The following is a 15,200-nucleotide window of genomic DNA, read 5'->3' on the forward strand; positions in this document are numbered from 1 at the left end:
CCGGCGGCATGTCGGTGGGCAACAAGCACGATCAATCAGAGGCAAATTCAAATGACGACCAAGATCCTCGGCATCAACTGTACCTCGGCGGCGGTCTTCTTCGCCGAGACGACGAATCGAGAAGCAGACTTTCGGGTCCTCGACTGCAACCGCCTCAACTTCTCGCTCGACACGGTGACGGACATGCTGGCCCTGGAGCACGCGACCCGGACCGTGCTCGAGACGGCCAAGAACAACGGTACCGCCAAGATCGCCATCTTGAAGTGCTTTTCTGGGCCTCACGGATCGTCTGTCGAGGCAATCAAGGCTGAAGGCGTGGTAGAGCTGATTGCGTCTCAGCTTGAGATCGAGTTTATGAGGGTCGCTCCCCAGTCGCTTCCCAGTGCACTCGGCTGTGCCAAAGGCGAGAAGTGGCAGCAAAAGGCCAAGGATCTGTTCAATCCGGATAAGGTGTGGAAACACTGGGCAGGAACCGACGGCGCGGTCTCGGCTGCATATAAGGCTGCCCTGTAATGCAACTGCCGGCCAAGTTCGAGAACGTCGAGCCGCTGTCGCCGGGTCAGAATGCGCTCGTATTTCGTGCAACCAACGCCTTGCTGAACCGCGTTGTGTTCCTGAAGATTTACGCGCTTCCCAGCGACGATCCGCTCTCCGCGCTCCGCGAGCCGCGCCTCCTTCAGACGCTGAATCACGACCACCTCGCGAAAATCTACGGTGCGGACACCATCGATGCAGACGAACGGAGCCACATCTGCCTTGAGATGGAGCTCGTAAGGGGTGGATCCCTAAAGGACCTGATCGACGCGGCGCAATCCTCCGGGGAATGGCTCAATGTCCACGATGCCATCCGGTTGGTCGCAGATGCTGCCGCCGGGCTAGGACACCTTCACGACAACGGATTCGTTCACCGCGACGTGAAGCCGGCGAACATCATGGCCAGGGACAGGGGAAAACGCCGATCCGGCGTCATCACCGACCTCGGGCTCGCGAGCCGCCTGAATGCGAGTGGGCGGGCATTTGCGAGCAGGCACGCACGCGTGTACCGGCCGCCCGAAGTTTGGAATGGCATGGGCTACACCGTGAAGAGCGATATCTATCAGTTGGGAATCGTTCTCTTTCAGGTGCTCGGAGGCGATGTTGCCTATGACCTCGGCAAGCTGGACGATCCGGCTCTTGCCACGGCAATCTCAACTGGCCGCTTCATGGTGTGGGACTCCCTGCCGCCGCACATCTCGCGGCCGCTCCAATCGGTGATCAAGACGGCTACGGCCGCAGATGACAGGGAGCGCTATGGGAGCATGTCGCACTTCTGTGTCGCGTTGAACAACGTCTGCGCCAAGCAACACAACTGGGCGTATGTTCGCGAATCCGATGGCGGATTCCTGCTTCGCCGCCCTGATGGCGCAAAGGAACTCAAACTTGTGGTTCGCAGGACTGCTCCAAACCTGTTTGAGGTTCAGCGTTTCAAGAGCGCTTCTGCAGCATTTCGCCGTATCGGCAAAGCGGAATACTTCCAACACCCCAACCTGTCGCATTGCCAAGACTTCCTTGCCGTTCTACGTGAATCATGGTGATGAATCATGGTAACGCCAGGAGTGGTCGCGTGCGATTCTGGGGGGCTGCCCAACAAGGCGGTGGATCCGACGGTTCGGGCAGCCTCGCTTCGCTTCAGCAGCCCGGCCCGCGGCTCACCGCCAAAGCGTTGGGCAGACCCGCCCCCTGACAGACGCGTTAGGCACTTGCCAACACTCTGGATGGGCATCCCGCTACATCGTATCCGGCTGTTCCTGTCGCTCAAAATCGACGAAGTGTATAAGGTGCTATGCCCGGATTTCAGGAATCAAACGCTATCGGCCTCGCAGGTGAGTATCTGGTCGGAGCAGTGGTAGCGCGTGCCTTGCGATGGCCCTACCGTATGCAACCGATCGCCGACATGGGCGTTGACGGCGAGATCGAGGTGATTGACCCGCAGGGGCGATCTACAGGACGTCTTATCAAGGTTCAGGCCAAGTCGACTGAACGGGTCGGCGAGAGAACCCGATACGTGAAGCGAGAGCACTTTGAGTACTGGCGCGACCTCGCAGTGCCTGTTGTCGTTGCGCATCCAATTGTCGAGGAAATGAGAGTCCTTTGGTTCGAACTCAAGCATGGTCGATATACAGAGCAAGCCGTCGCCTTCGACCTAGATTCGGCAAACGAACTCTCCGCACAGAGTGCGCACAGGCTATCCGAGCTTGCAGTCGAGCGACATCACCTCTTTGATCCTTCTCTCGGACTAATTCGGAAGGTGCTGGAAGACACCATTCTTCACGACGCGATCTACGATGAAGCGGGCCAGCTCGACTACACGCCGCACGAGGACCTCGACACGGTTGAGAATCTCCAAAAGTACGGAAAGGTAATGGAGCGCTGGGCGGAACTGGAGAAGCTCGACTCACTTGGATCTTGGCTCTCTCCCAGAGCAAAATCACAACTTACGCGCCTTCGTGGACTCGTAGACCACACGACCCGGCGATTGGAACAGCGCCTTGGGATTCGCTGACTAACGCTTGTGCATGCTCCCCTTGGTGCAACGCTGGCAAGCCCGGCCCTGCCCGAGAGCTGGGCGTCGCTCAGCCGCCGGATTGCACGAGCACTCTACACGGGGCTGCCCAACTGGGTGTTGAACGCCGACGAAGCCCTCGCTGCGCTCGGGCTTTCGCGGGTTAACACTGCTACGTTAGGCACACGGACGACAACGGAACGAGGACGCGACTGAGGACGCACATGTGGAGATGTCGGTGTTCATCCCGTCCCGCGCAGGATCGGTGAAGACCGCGGCCACCTGATCGCCGGCGTCCAGCGGGTCTTCACCGGCATCGGACGCGGATTTCACCGGTGAACTTCACCTACTTCCCGCCGGTTGCCCAGATCATCGACAGCTCTCGGATGTGACGCGCTCCTCGACGACGTACGCCCAGTACCGCGACCGATCGAGGAACTTCTCCTCGTCCGCGACGACCCGCTCGCGGGTGCCTGGCTCGAAGATCTTCCCGAGCCACGCCTGCAAGGCGGCCCTGTCCGGAAACACGGTCTCCGTCACGACGTCGAAGCCGATCGCGGCATCCTCCATGTTCAGCGCGTCGCCTCGCTTCAGGTAGCTGCGTTTGTACACCGCGGGAACGGGCGCCAGGCTGCAGATGAACGGCACGTGCTTGTTCTCGTAGTAGTCGACGAAGTCGCGCACATCCATGCCTTCCCTCCTGGTGAGAAAGGCGAATAGCTTCACCATGTCGTTCCTCCTCTTCGCCCTCTTCGCCGGATCGAGCCCCGGCGAAGAGGGCTCTCCGGCCGAGCTCATCGGCACCCGGGCCAGGTGAAGACGTGGCCAGCTCAGGCCTCCGGCCGCGCGGCTCCGGGAGCGACCGGATGGTTTTACGATACAGAGTGTATCCAGTCAATCCAGTTCGCCTCGATCCGGCCGTCTCGGTGTAGGATGCGGGCGATGCCGAAGCTCTGGAACGACACCCTCGAGTCGCACCGCCGGGAGGTCCGCGACGCCATCCTCGATGCGGCCGCAGCCATCGCGACCGAGCGCGGGGTGCCCGCGGTCACGATGTCGGAGGTCGCGGAGCGCACGGGCATCGGACGCGCGACGCTCTACAAGTACTTCCCCGACGTGCAGGCGATCCTCGTCGCGTGGCACGAGCGGCAAGTCGGCCGCCATCTCGCAGAGCTCCTCGCCGCGCGCGACAAGGCGGGCAATCCGGAACGCCGGCTCGAGATCGCCCTGGGCACCTACGCCCGCATCACCCACGAGGAGCACGGGACCGAGCTCGTCGCCCTGCTGCGCCACGGTGAGCACGTCACCAGGGGCTATCAACAGCTCAGCGAGTTCCTCCGCGACCTGATCGCGGAGGGCGCGAAGCGCGGAAGGCTCCGCGATGACGTCCCCCCCGCCGAGCTCGCGAGCTTCTGCCTGCACGCGCTCTCGGCGGCCAGCAGCATGCCTTCCCTGGCGGCGGTCCGCCGGCTCGTGTCCGTCACCATGGCCGGCCTTCAACCTCCGAAGCGCTGAGCCGCCGCCTCGTCGTACCCGCCCGCCAGCGGCCACCGCCGCGCCCCCCGCGCCCGGCGAGAGGACACCGAACGGATCGCGGCCGCGTCACCCTCGGCGCCCTCTTGGACGCCGCGCCGCCCTTGCCACCGACGCTCGGCATCCCGCCCTCGCACGGGTTCACCACGGCAGGCCCACCCCTGCGACAGGACGACACGCCGCCCCGCAGCCCGCACGGCCGCGATGACGATGCGGCCGGTCTGCTGGTCCGCAGGCATGCTGCCGACGCCGACGTAGACGGGCGGCTCGACGGCGGCGAGGAATGCTCCCAGCTCGGTTACGAGCGGGCCTGCCCCGCGGCTGGGCTGCACGGCCACAGGGCCGTGGCGGACCTTGAACCGACGGCCGGGCTCGGCGCGGTGCACTCCACCGACGCGCCGCGGCTCGTAGTGCGCGTGGGCGATCCGCAGGATCGCGCGGCGGCGTCGGCCGAGTTCCTCGTCGAGGAGGACTACGAGGAGCCATTCACGACGACGGACGACGCCGTGCTCGATCGTGCGCTGTTCACCATCACGTTCGAGCGCGACGGCGACCGCGTTCACCTGACATTCGAGGACTCGGGCGGGCAGGACTGGGCGTTCGTCGCGATGCTGCCCCAGCTCTCGGGCGACGATCCCACGCTGCGCCCCTCGTCTTGAACCGCGAGCAGGCTGCTGGGGATGATGCCCCGGTGCTCTTCCTGGACGCCGGAGCTCAGGCACCGCGGCGGGCGGGCCGGCGCGGCGGCGTGATGGGGGCGAGGGGGTGTCCGCCGGGGAAGAGCACGGCGGCGGCCGAACGCGAAATGCGGGCCGCGACCGAGATGCTGTGGCATGCCACGTCGCGGTGAGCAGCAGGTCCACGCTGCGACGGAAAAACTTCGCTCCGGCAATGTCTGCTCTCGTGGTGAGCCGGTCCGAAGGCAATCTGCTACTGCCATTGGTGAAACCGATGATTCGTTAGAACGATGCTGGAGTTCTCTGCGCTGCCGGAAGCTCCGTTCGTGGCCTTCGCGATAACCTCGAACTCTTCATAAAGAATGCCCGGTGCGCCAGTGGGTGCTGTCCGTCCCCTTCGACCTGCGTGCCCTCGTCGCCACCAAACCCGACGTGCGGACGGCCGTGGGGCGCATCTTCGCGGAGGAGATTGCGCGCGCCAAAAAGCGCCTCTCGAACGTCGCGCGCAAGGGCAAGGACGACGACGAGCCGTTCGCCGACAAGCCGAGCCGCTTCGCCGCGTCGTACGACGGCTTCGACGTGCACTGTGCCGTGCGCATCGCCGTGAACGACGACGCGGGACGGGAGCGTCTGCTCCGGTATTGCGCGCGCCCGCCCTTCGCGACCGGCCGCATCGAGGTGCTGAAGGACGGGCGCGTGGCCTACCTCATGAAGACCGCGCGTCGCGGCAGCACGCACCGCGTGATGACGCCCATCGAGCTCATGGCCCGGCTCGCGGCCTTGGTACCCCCACCCTTCTACCCGACCATCACCTACCACCGCGTCTTCGCTGCCCGCTCGACGTGGCGCCCCCTCGGGACGCCGAAGCCGCCCGCGGGCGGCTCGCGGCCCGCGAAGAAAACAAGATCTTGGCCTACCTCGGGCTGCCGACCGCGCCGCCCCCGCGCGCCGCTGCGCGTGACCCAACCGACGGGCAGATGACGTTCGACTTCGACGCCGCGTAGCCGCGGCGGGCCACGACGTGCTCCGCTACGAGGGCGTGGTGGCCGCGGTGCGTCCACGGCTCGGCGTCGTGGTGGCGATCGGGGGTTCTACGCCACCGTCGACGCCCTCAGCACCGCGGAGGACGGGCCCCGGGCACGGCCTGGCCGGCAGCGACGCCCTCTCGCTTCCTACCCGCCGCCGCCCCGATCATCGGCGCGCAGGGCCACCTCGAGGAGGGCGAGTCGCAGATCTACCTGGTGCGCGCGGAGGCCCTCGAGGCGTACGGCGCGCGCGAGGAGGCCCACGCCACCATCGGAGGTCCGGACTCGGTCAGGGAGAGGGCTGAACCGGGGTGAGCTGCTCCCCGCGCGCCGCGAACGCTGCCGCGTGCTCCGCCGCCCACTGCGCGAACGTGCGGGCGGGCCGCCCGGTCACCTGCTCGATGGTCGGGACGACGGTGGTGCCGATTTCCGGCGTGTTCCCGTAGATCTCCACGAAGAACTCGATGGCTTCGGGCGGGAACCCCGCCGCCGCCCACCGTTCGCGCGCCTGCTGCTCCGTCAGCTCGACGAGCTTGATCTCGCGCCCGGCGGCGGCGGCGAGGAGGTCGATCTTCTGGCGCAGGCTGAGCACCTCCGGCCCGGTGAGGGTGTACGTCTTGCCGGCGTGGCCCTCCTGGGTCAGCGCCGCGACCGCGACGGCGGCGATGTCGGCCTCGTGGACCACCGCGCTCAGCCGGTCGCAGAACGGCTCGCGCACCAGCCCCTCGCTGCGGATCGACGCCGCCCATTCGAGGTGGTTCGCCATGAACTCCACCGGCTGGAGGAACGTCGAGGCGATTCCGCCGGCGGCGACCGCCGCGTCGAGCGGGGTGGGCGAGCCGCCGAGCAGCACCGTGATCCGCCGCACCCCGCCCTGCCTGGCGAGCGCGACGATCTGTTCCCCGGTCTGCAGCGGCGCGTAATCGTCGCCGCCGAAGTTGATCAGGTGCAGCGCCTCGACGCCCTCGAAGGCGGCCGCGAACGTCTCCGGCGCGGCCAGGTCGCCGGCCACGGCCTCGACGCCGGCGGGGAGCTTCGCCTTGCCCGGGTTGCGGCTCAGCGCGCGGACGTGGTGACCGCCCTCGGCGAGCTGCTTGACGATCTCGCGGCCGACGGTGCCGGTCGCGCCTGTGACGAAGATGTTCATGAATTTTTCCTGTACCAGTGTAAACGTCGCCGGTGTGCCGGCGGCCCCGGCGGTTGTGCTCGAGGTCTCGAGCTGGGGTTCCGTGCCTGGGGGGAGGGTGAACGACGTCTGGATCGCCGCGGGCTCCCTCTCGGCGGTTGCACCCGAGAGCCTGCGCCACCCCTCCTGACAACCCGTGGCAGCAGCGAGCGGACGCGATCGCGCCGCGTCCTCGCCGGCCTCACGCCGGCGCGCTGCCCTCGCGCTCCCAGGCCTCACGCCACTCCTTCGTCAGCGTCCGGCGCGGCTTGCCGTAAGGCTGCGCGGTGAGCGCGAGGCTTCTGATGCGATCGGCGCGGAAGTGCCGGAACGACGCGCGCAGGCAGCACCACGCCGCGATGATCTGCTTGCCGTCGTAGTACGCGATCTGCACCGGCCAGACGTCGCGCTCGGAGCTGTGCCCCGACTCGCTCTGGTAGCGCATCGCGAGCGCGCGCTCCTTGCGCATCGCCTGCCGCACGAGGCCGAGCACGGGCTGCGGCGCGGCGCCGGGCCCGTGGAGCACGACGGGCCAGAGCCCCGTGTCGTCGATGCGACCGCGGAGGTCGTCGGGAGAGGCGGCCGCGATCTTGGCCACCGCGTTCACCGCGGCGCCCGCGAGGCCCTCGTCGGCCTGCGAGCCGACCCAGCGCGCGCCGAGGACGAGCGCCTCGAGCTCCTCCGCGGTGAACATCAGCGGAGGCAGGAAGAAGCCGGGCCGCAGCACGTAGCCGACGCCCGCCTCGCCGTCGATCGGCGCGCCGAGCCTGATCAGCGTCTGTACGTCGCGGTAAATCGTGCGCACCGAGACGCCCTGCTCCTCCGCGAGCTGCGCCGCGGTGATCGGACACCGATGGCGCCGGAGCGCGTCCATGAGCGCGAAGAGGCGCTCGGTCCTGTCCATCGCCGACGACGATCGCAGGACGAGCAGCCCGTGTCGAGCGCCCGCGCGCCGCTGCGCGTGACCCAACCGACGGGCAGGTGACGTTCGACTTCGACGCCGCGTAGCCGCGGCGAGCCACGACGTGCTCCGCTACGAGGGCGTGGGTTTGCCCTCGGGCGCCTCGATCGGGGTAAAGTGCAGGGGTCCGTCGAGGAGCGCTCGAGCGCCCTGCGCGCCTCGTCGGGATTGCTCCCCATCAGGCTGCGGAAGTCCTGTTGTCGCATCCGTAGAACGAGGCGCGCGCTGCCCTTCAGAGCTGCTGCACCCAGGTGTTGCAGGAGGAGAAGCCGACCTCGATCGGGAGCACGCCCGCGCTCAGCGAGATGTTGTTCGCGGTGCCCACGAACTGCCCGCTGGTGGTGAGGATCTCCGAGGTCTGAAAGCCCACGATCTCCCCGGCGGCCACGCTGACGACGAGCGACTGCCCCTGGACACCGCTGAACGGCACGTCCAAGAGGGAGAAGCCGCCCCACGCGCCGATGCTGATGTTGGTCGCCACGCCGGCGCAGGTCGTGAGATAGCAGCCAAACTCTCCGTCACGGCCATAGACGACGCCGGTCTCGGCTCCCAGCGTCGCGCCGGCCTCGATCCCCACGCCGAAGCCGTAGGTCATCGTCGTCCCGCTCGACCAGGCGGCGCCTGCCAGCGTGGCGTCATAGAGCTCCTGGCAGCTGTTGACGTCGAGGTTCTGCAGCCAGCACACCGGCCCCACTCCCTCGTAGCCCGTCTCGCACTTCGGATAGCAGAGCGCGCCGTTCTGGTCTTGGTCAGCGCGGCAATGGGGCGTGACGCCCGCGCCCCGCCCATAGGAGCTCTTCCCGAAGATGTGCGCGTTGATCCGGCAGGTGCAACCGTCGTTGGTGTAGCCGGGCGGGCACACGGAGCACCCCTTCGCGAGGGTGACACCACACTTATCGTACCAGGGGCACGACGAATTGTTGGCGCTGATGATCCGCGCGTCGCGACGGCAGGTCGCGCCGTCGTCGGAATAACCGGCAGGGCAGACCTGCCAGCAGACGGGGCCGACGCCCACATAGCCGCTGTTGCACTTGGGGTAGCACAGCGAGCCCTGCTGCTCGAAGCCTGGATCGCACGTATTCAGCGGCACCCCAGCGCCGCGCCCGTACGACGTCGCCGGAATGGCGACGCCGCTGGCAGTGACGCCGCCGGCGACTTGACTCTCGGAGCGGAAGAACTTCGCGATCCGGCCCTGCGGGGCGGTGAGGGCTTCGCGCGACTCGCCGATCTCCCCGGCCTCGCCGGCCTCGCCGTCAGTGGCCGTGTCCTCGTCGGTCACGTCTGCGCCGGCGACGCAGCCGGCGAGCGCAGAAGCGATGAAGGAGATCGAAGCAACGTGCGAGAGATTCATAAGCCTACGCTTGGTCATGTGGCCTCCTCGTGGTTGACGTGACCTGCGGGGCCATGGCGCGCTGCGAGGCGTCGCCGGCCTTCATCGAAGCGTGGAGCTATCGCCGCGCCGCCTCTCGGCGAGGCACGGCCCCGCGGTCCACATCCGTGTTTACGGATCGCCGACGGCGTGCGTTTCAAGAAAAGCGACGAGCTGGCCGAGGAGGCGCCGATCCTGCGAGTCGCCCTGTACGTGCCTCGCGACGCGCCGCCCACGACGGAGTCACCCGACCTGGCGGCGCGATGATGGTGGCCCGCCGCCCGTGGTGCCCGAGCCGAAAGGTGAGCGCCCCGGGAGGATGCTGGCGGGCGCGAGGGCGGCTACGCTGCCGCGATCATGCCCGCGGCGGGCGGCTCGGCGGCGGCATCAGCCACCATCCCACGACGGCGCCCACCGCAGTGACCACGAGCACCGGCAGGAGGTGGCCGAGCAGGAGGTGACGAGGCCCCGTGACCGGGCACCACAGATCGGTGAGCCCCCAGGCGAGAGCCCCCACCGCGGCGCCGAGCGCAGCGCCCGTGACCGCGGGGTGTCGTGGATCGGTGCCGCGGCGCGCGAGCAGGAGCAAGGTGAGGGGGAGCGCGGAGGTGATCAGGCACAAGAGGAGGCAGCGCAGCCCGAGCCTCGCCGGCGCTTCGGCGACGGCGCCGAGGGCGCCGCTCCAGCCGAGCTTCCAGCCGAGCAGCAGGGCCGGCGCCGAGGCGGCGGAGGCGATCAGCGCGCCGCGCGGGCGGCCGAGCGTCGAGCGCCCGCGGGCGAGCGAGATCCAGAGCGCAGAGGCCGCGATCGACAGCGCGCCGGCGAACGCGCCGAGAGAGAGAACGCCGGGGCGCTCGAACGGCGCGTCGATGACGGAGACGACGAGCAAGTAGGCGGCCACCATGCCGATCGCCGCGCCCGCGATGAGCCAGGCAGCGCGCCGCTGCGCCTCGCCCCGGGTCGGGGAGGGCTCGGCCTGTGCGGCTGCGAGGACGCGCCGCTTCAGATCGGGCTTGAGATCGGGAGGCGTCATCGCACGAACTCCACGAGATCGTCGCCGAGCATCTCGCGAAGCGCGGTCATGGCGTAAAACTTCCGCATCTTGACGGTGTTGACGGTCGTGTCGAGCACCTGCGCGGCTTCTTCCAGCGACAGCCCGTCGAGGGCGACCATCTCGAAGGCCACGCGGTTTTTGGCGGGCAAGGTCTGGAGCGCGCGGTCCAGGCGGCGCAGCAGCTCTCGGGGCGCCAGCTGCTCGTCGAGCGCTCCGCCCGGGCTCGGGACCTGCTCGGAGCCGTCGTCGGCGCCCTGGAGCGCGTCGAGATGGGCGCGCCGCGCATGATCGACGGCCAGGCGCCGTGCGATCGCGAACGCCCACGGCGCCACCTTGGACCCGCGCACGAAGCAACCGCGAGCGCGGTGGATCTGAAGGAAGCACTGCTGCAGCAGATCCTCGGCGTGCGCGAGGTCGCGCGTCCGGCGCCGCAGGTAGGCGAGCAGCCGCGGGGCGAGCGCGTCATAGAGCCGTTCGAAGGCCGTGGCGGCGCCGGTCACGGCGTACTCTTCCATTGCATCGTCGGCCGACATGCGCGCCTGGACGACAGGAGACGCCAGCGTTTTGGTCTTGTCAAGCTGGGGTCCTGGCGGCAGCCGAGCGGAAATTGGCCCTCCTCAGAACAATTTGCGGGTGAGCCCTTCGGGCTCCGGCAGGTTCCCGAGCGCGTTGTAGAGGGCGATCTCCGCGTGTTCGTGGGTGAAGTCACGTGGACGGAGGGCGTCAAACCGCAGCTCGTCAGATGGCTGGGGGCATCATCGCGCCTGCGGCCGGCGTCGTCGAGAATCTCGGATTTTAACGCCAGGCGCCGAGGCCGCCAAGAGAAGAAGGGGAGGGCCGTCCCGGCATTCCCCCTCTTATTTCCCTGGTTTCTTGGCGCGGCCCGCACCCGGCGATCCGCAAGATGGATTCGTTCAAGGTCCGCATCGGCGCCTGATCGCCCGTTTTGCTGGGAGTGGAGGATCCGGGGGGGCTCGCCACGCTCGCCGAGCTCTCGGCTGTCAGCGTGGGAGGCGACGGGGAGGATGCCTGTATGTTACAGCGGGTATCATGATACAGTCGAGGAGCCTGTTCACCACCGTGGTGATCGCGGCAGCGAGCGCCGGGCTGAGCGCCTGCTTCCGGGCGAGCCCGCCGTCCGCGTGGGCCCGCGGCGGAGCCTTCGTGGAGGTCTCCCAGGCGGAGTGGATGGACGGGAGCTCCAGCGTCCAGATCTCGATGAACGGCGAGGTCACGGCCAACGGCGCGCACCTCTTCACCATCGATCGTGCCGGCCGCGTGACGCGCTCGGCCAGCTCCAGCATCACGGGCGACGAGCAGCCCTACGCGCTGCTCGATCCGAGCGGTTACCTCATCGGGCCGAACGACGAGCGCTGGGGGTTCGTGGGCGTCGAGCACGCGTACCTGCCCGGGAAGACGACGCCCTGGATCGTCATCAATCCAGCAGGGTACGTCATTCACTACGACGAGGATGGGGCCGAGATGGCGCACGGCGGGGGGAGGTGGTACGGCTGCCGCGTCAACCCGCGGACGCAGCAGTCCTGCACCCTCGTTACGTACCTGATCCGCCTCGAGAAGAGGCTGGCAGACGATCGCGAGCGGATGCGCTCGAGCATGCCGCGCTCCGGGGACAGGCCCTGAGGCGCTCCGCGTCGGACGTCGTCGAGCGCACCGTCACCCTCCGCCGTCAGGAGGTCACGGGGATGCCTCCGAAGTAGAGACTCCGAGCGTCGCCCGGGGGCTTGTCGCACGCACGCCGCGCGCCGGCCGGGCCCAGAGCGAGCCGGTCGGAGGGGGATGCGCCCCTGGAGGCCCGGACGGAAGCGCTGCGCGGAGGGTTACTCCAGCTCGATGAGCCCGCAGGCGATGCGGCCGCCAGCTTGCGGGTCTGCCGCGGCGTGCACCACGATCGCGTACTTCGTCACGTCGGTGGCCTCATCGCCACCGACGGTCCAGATATCGGTACCGCGCTTGACCAACTGCGTGCCCTGGCCAGCCTCATCGCACATGAAGCTGCCGAGCCCTTCGCCGTTGGGGATCCAGTGGGCGCCCGCAGCGTCACCGTTGTTCTCGCAACTCTTGTTCTGGTGGATGTGAGCGGAGTGCTCGCCGGCAGGGCAGCCGGACACCGTGATGGTGAGCGTCACCTCCTCTCCGGCCTGCGTGAACGTCGCAGTTCCGGTCAGACCGCTCGAGTTCAACCCCTGGAGCTCCGCCTCGGCCCGCAGGGACTCGCCGCCGCCGCTCCCGCCGTCGCCGCCGCCGCTCCCGCCGTCGCCGTCGCCGCCGCCGCTTCCGGACGCAGAGGTGCTCGTCGAGGCGTCACCGCCGCCCGAGCCGCTCGCGGCCGACGTGCTCGCGCCGCTGCCGGAGCCAGCGGACGACTCACCGTCATCCCCGCACGCGGCCAAGAGGGCACTGGCACCAAGGGCGAACAACGAGAGCTTCAACCATCGTGACATAAGTCTCCTTTCCTCAGCGCGACCCGAGCGGGCAGGCAATTGCCCCGGATGCGGCCAGGCCATCGAGGGGGGCCAGTATGTCTCAACATGGCGAGCGTCCAAGCAGCTTTGCTACAAAAATCACGCACCGATCGACTTTTTCGCGGGGAATTGCGCTACTGGTAGAAGGATAGGGTCCTGCTTCCCGAGCTCGGCGCTTGAGCTCGCCGTGAGCTCGGCGCTTGAGCTCGCCGTGAGCGCTATCCAGCCTTGAGCGCCCCGGTGAAGAAGGCTGTCCTGGCAGCGAGGCGTCTCGGTCATTTTCGTGCCGCCGTAGGCATCTCGTGAGGGCGTGTGACCGGCCCCCCCGATCGTAGGAAACGGACGCGGGCGGCATCTTCATGGCCGAGGCCGGTATCCTACCCGACCATCACCAACCACGGCGTCTTCGCTGCCCGCTCGACGTGGCGCCCCCTCGTGACGCCGAAGCCGCCCGCGGGCGGCCCGCGGCCCGCGAAGAAAACAAGATCTTGGCCCACCTCGGGCTGCCGACCGCGCCGCCCCCGCGCGCCGCTGCGCGTAACCCAACCGACGGGCAGATGACGTTCGACTTCGACGCCGCGTAGCCGCGGCGAGCCACGACGTGCTCCGCTACGAGGGCGTGGTGGCCGCGGTGCGTCCACGGTTCGGCGTCGTGGTGGCGCTCGGGGGTTCTACGCCACCGTCAACGCCCTCAGCACCGCGGAGGACGGGCCACGGGCACGGCGTGGCCGGCAGCAACGCCCTCTCGCTTCCTACCCGCCGAGGTGGGCGAGGACCTCGGGCGCGTCCTTCCTGCGGAGCCACAAGGAACCGTCGACCGCCTTCGTGCCGTTCGCCAGCTCGACCACGTGAGGCTCTTTGCGAGCGACGGGCGGCGCGGGCGTGGAGGGCGCCTCGGCGGCGGGGGCGGCGGATCCGACGCGGCCGCGGGCGGCGCGACGCCGCAGCCGGCGAGCAGGGCTACGAGGAGATGCTGGAGGTGCAAGGACCGGATCGAGATGCGGAAGACCCTACCGGTGTGGCGCTCAAAAGTCCTGCCAGCCGCGCGCGGCGCGCTTGTTCCTTCGGGACTCCGTGGCATCCTTGAGGCACCCGATGCGCCACTCTTCGAACAGTCCGCGCGACGCCGTCCGAAGGGCCATGGGGAAGCTACACGTGTCGAGCGATGGGGCTCCAAGAGCCCACGCGACGTCCCCCGACGTCCATGCACGGGCAGCCAAGCGCGGCGACCCGCTACACGCCGGGAGGTCCATCAACGCGATCCGAATCTCCCCCTTCGTGCGGTACGCCTTGCGCACCGGCTGGTCCGAGGACGCGCTCGTCGACCTGTGTACGCGCCACGGCGTCAGTCGCGCCGCGGTCGACAGCATCACGGCCCGGGTCCCGCGGGACGGCGCCTTCGCGCTCGTCCAGGAGATCTGCGCCGCCAGCGACGACGACAACCTTGGCCTCCACCTCGCGCTCGAGGCGAACTGGAGCATTGGCATCCTCGGCGTCCTCGGCATGAGCCTCACGAACGTCCGCGAAGCGCTCGAGATCTGCACCGACTATCTTGGCCGCTTCAACGCGAATCCGTCGACCACCACCACCTTTTACGTGGACGAGAAAGGTCTGCCCCACATCCGCCTCGGCCCCGCGCCGCCGGAGCCGGCACCGCCGCGCCATTTCGTCGAGACAATCATGGCTGCCGGCCTCCTGTTGCTGCGCCGCTTCACGGGTGCGCAGATCAAGGCCCTGTGGGTGAGCTTCCGCCACGCGGCGCCCGCCGACGTTACCGAGCACGCAGCGCTCTTCGGGACGACCGATCTGCGCTTCCGAGCGCCAGCGAACGAGTTCGTCCTCCCGACGTACGCGCTCGATCTCCCGCACCGCACCGCGGATCCAGCCCTGGCGGCGTACATGCGAAGCCAGGTGGATGCGATGCTCGAGGCGATGGGAGGAGTCGATCTCGCTGGCGCGGTCCGAGGCTGCCTGCGCGAGGCGCTCGAGCAGGGCGCCAAGCCGTCGATCGGCCACGTGGCGCGCAGCTTCAAGACGACGGGCCGCACGCTGCAGCGGCGCCTCGCCGAGGCTAGCGTCCAGTTCACCACGCTCCTCGATGAGGTCCGCTGCGCGTGGGCCATGACGCTTCTCCGGCATCCTGACGCCTCCCTCAAGGAGGTCGCCGCGCGCGTCGGCTTCTCTGACGTGCGCTCGCTGCGCCGCGCGTTGAAGCGGCGAACCGGCCGGACCCTCACGGAGCTCCTGGGGCACGATCACGAGGACGCCAGCTCGTGAGCGCCGCTCTCGTCGTCGCCTGTTCGGCGTTCTAGACGGCTCCCGGATCGAACGGCGCATTCGGTCCGCATTTTGACGTATCGTGTCCTGGCACGGCGTTCCCGTCGAGCCCAC

15 protein-coding genes are annotated in these 15,200 nt (G+C 68.3%); 8 read left to right on the top strand and 7 right to left on the bottom strand.

Annotated elements, in window-relative coordinates; genetic code table 11:
• The first annotated feature begins 51 nt into the window (after positions 1-51).
• From WMF46_RS37910 to WMF46_RS37920, 3 genes are all read left to right on the top strand, one after another.
• A complete protein-coding gene (locus tag WMF46_RS37910; protein WP_437981680.1) occupies positions 52-513 on the top strand; it encodes a hypothetical protein in 462 nt (153 codons plus the stop codon).
• Positions 513-1,574, top strand: coding sequence for a serine/threonine-protein kinase (locus tag WMF46_RS37915; protein ID WP_437981681.1), 1,062 nt, complete (start codon positions 513-515; stop codon positions 1,572-1,574). Before WMF46_RS37910 ends, WMF46_RS37915 begins: the two co-directional genes overlap by 1 nt.
• A gap of 248 nt (positions 1,575-1,822) precedes the next feature.
• Entirely contained in the window at positions 1,823-2,542 is a 720-nt protein-coding gene (locus WMF46_RS37920; protein WP_437981682.1) for a DUF4365 domain-containing protein, read from the top strand.
• A 369-nt stretch (positions 2,543-2,911) separates the two neighbouring features.
• Here WMF46_RS37920 and WMF46_RS37925 read toward each other — a convergent pair whose 3' ends face one another.
• Positions 2,912-3,271, bottom strand: a complete 360-nt coding sequence (locus tag WMF46_RS37925; protein ID WP_437981683.1) for an EthD domain-containing protein — start codon at positions 3,269-3,271, stop codon at positions 2,912-2,914.
• A gap of 213 nt (positions 3,272-3,484) precedes the next feature.
• Here WMF46_RS37925 and WMF46_RS37930 point away from each other — a divergent pair, with 213 nt between their 5' ends.
• From WMF46_RS37930 to WMF46_RS37940, 3 genes are all read left to right on the top strand, one after another.
• Complete coding sequence (locus tag WMF46_RS37930) at positions 3,485-4,057, top strand: TetR/AcrR family transcriptional regulator (protein WP_437981684.1); 573 nt, start codon at positions 3,485-3,487, stop codon at positions 4,055-4,057.
• 104 nt (positions 4,058-4,161) lie between these two features.
• Complete coding sequence (locus WMF46_RS37935) at positions 4,162-4,734, top strand: hypothetical protein (protein ID WP_437981685.1); 573 nt, start codon at positions 4,162-4,164, stop codon at positions 4,732-4,734.
• A gap of 387 nt (positions 4,735-5,121) precedes the next feature.
• A complete protein-coding gene (locus WMF46_RS37940; RefSeq protein WP_437981686.1) occupies positions 5,122-5,733 on the top strand; it encodes a transposase in 612 nt (203 codons plus the stop codon).
• A 333-nt stretch (positions 5,734-6,066) separates the two neighbouring features.
• Here WMF46_RS37940 and WMF46_RS37945 read toward each other — a convergent pair whose 3' ends face one another.
• From WMF46_RS37945 to WMF46_RS37965, 5 genes are all read right to left on the bottom strand, one after another.
• Positions 6,067-6,924 (bottom strand): NAD(P)H-binding protein, encoded by an 858-nt coding sequence (locus tag WMF46_RS37945; RefSeq protein WP_437981687.1) that lies wholly within the window; start codon positions 6,922-6,924, stop codon positions 6,067-6,069.
• A 220-nt stretch (positions 6,925-7,144) separates the two neighbouring features.
• Entirely contained in the window at positions 7,145-7,846 is a 702-nt protein-coding gene (locus WMF46_RS37950; protein ID WP_437981688.1) for a helix-turn-helix transcriptional regulator, read from the bottom strand.
• Positions 7,847-8,135: 289 nt separating this feature from the next.
• The gene (locus WMF46_RS37955) at positions 8,136-9,254 is read right to left on the bottom strand and encodes a hypothetical protein (protein WP_437981689.1); all 1,119 of its coding nucleotides are present in this window, start codon (positions 9,252-9,254) and stop codon (positions 8,136-8,138) included.
• A 373-nt stretch (positions 9,255-9,627) separates the two neighbouring features.
• Complete coding sequence (locus tag WMF46_RS37960; protein ID WP_437981690.1) at positions 9,628-10,305, bottom strand: NrsF family protein; 678 nt, start codon at positions 10,303-10,305, stop codon at positions 9,628-9,630.
• Complete coding sequence (locus WMF46_RS37965) at positions 10,302-10,841, bottom strand: RNA polymerase sigma factor (RefSeq protein ID WP_437711027.1); 540 nt, start codon at positions 10,839-10,841, stop codon at positions 10,302-10,304. Before WMF46_RS37965 ends, WMF46_RS37960 begins: the two co-directional genes overlap by 4 nt.
• 535 nt (positions 10,842-11,376) lie before the next feature.
• On the opposite strand from WMF46_RS37965, the gene WMF46_RS37970 reads away from it, so the two are divergent.
• The gene (locus WMF46_RS37970) at positions 11,377-11,967 is read left to right on the top strand and encodes a hypothetical protein (RefSeq protein ID WP_437981691.1); all 591 of its coding nucleotides are present in this window, start codon (positions 11,377-11,379) and stop codon (positions 11,965-11,967) included.
• Positions 11,968-12,164: 197 nt separating this feature from the next.
• Here the strand turns inward: WMF46_RS37970 and WMF46_RS37975 are convergent, their stop codons facing one another.
• A complete protein-coding gene (locus WMF46_RS37975) occupies positions 12,165-12,788 on the bottom strand; it encodes a superoxide dismutase family protein (RefSeq protein ID WP_437981692.1) in 624 nt (207 codons plus the stop codon).
• Between the two features lie 1,299 nt (positions 12,789-14,087).
• On the opposite strand from WMF46_RS37975, the gene WMF46_RS37980 reads away from it, so the two are divergent.
• Positions 14,088-15,086, top strand: coding sequence for an AraC family transcriptional regulator ligand-binding domain-containing protein (locus WMF46_RS37980; RefSeq protein ID WP_437981693.1), 999 nt, complete (start codon positions 14,088-14,090; stop codon positions 15,084-15,086).
• The last annotated feature ends 114 nt before the right edge of the window (positions 15,087-15,200 follow it).

The organism is Sorangium sp. So ce117, assembly GCF_051524395.1.
In the GTDB taxonomy this organism is placed as follows: Bacteria; Myxococcota_A; Polyangia; order Polyangiales; family Polyangiaceae; genus Sorangium; species Sorangium cellulosum_B.

Coding starts and splice junctions, on each gene's coding strand:
- WMF46_RS37975 (WP_437981692.1), bottom strand. CDS start 12,788: ATGTCACGATGGTTGAAGCTCTCGTTGTTCGCCCTTGGTGCCAGTGCC.
- WMF46_RS37920 (WP_437981682.1), top strand. CDS start 1,823: ATGCCCGGATTTCAGGAATCAAACGCTATCGGCCTCGCAGGTGAGTAT.
- WMF46_RS37965 (WP_437711027.1), bottom strand. CDS start 10,841: ATGGAAGAGTACGCCGTGACCGGCGCCGCCACGGCCTTCGAACGGCTC.
- WMF46_RS37960 (WP_437981690.1), bottom strand. CDS start 10,305: ATGACGCCTCCCGATCTCAAGCCCGATCTGAAGCGGCGCGTCCTCGCA.
- WMF46_RS37950 (WP_437981688.1), bottom strand. CDS start 7,846: ATGGACAGGACCGAGCGCCTCTTCGCGCTCATGGACGCGCTCCGGCGC.
- WMF46_RS37945 (WP_437981687.1), bottom strand. CDS start 6,924: ATGAACATCTTCGTCACAGGCGCGACCGGCACCGTCGGCCGCGAGATC.
- WMF46_RS37925 (WP_437981683.1), bottom strand. CDS start 3,271: ATGGTGAAGCTATTCGCCTTTCTCACCAGGAGGGAAGGCATGGATGTG.
- WMF46_RS37910 (WP_437981680.1), top strand. CDS start 52: ATGACGACCAAGATCCTCGGCATCAACTGTACCTCGGCGGCGGTCTTC.
- WMF46_RS37915 (WP_437981681.1), top strand. CDS start 513: ATGCAACTGCCGGCCAAGTTCGAGAACGTCGAGCCGCTGTCGCCGGGT.
- WMF46_RS37970 (WP_437981691.1), top strand. CDS start 11,377: ATGATACAGTCGAGGAGCCTGTTCACCACCGTGGTGATCGCGGCAGCG.
- WMF46_RS37955 (WP_437981689.1), bottom strand. CDS start 9,254: ATGAATCTCTCGCACGTTGCTTCGATCTCCTTCATCGCTTCTGCGCTC.
- WMF46_RS37930 (WP_437981684.1), top strand. CDS start 3,485: ATGCCGAAGCTCTGGAACGACACCCTCGAGTCGCACCGCCGGGAGGTC.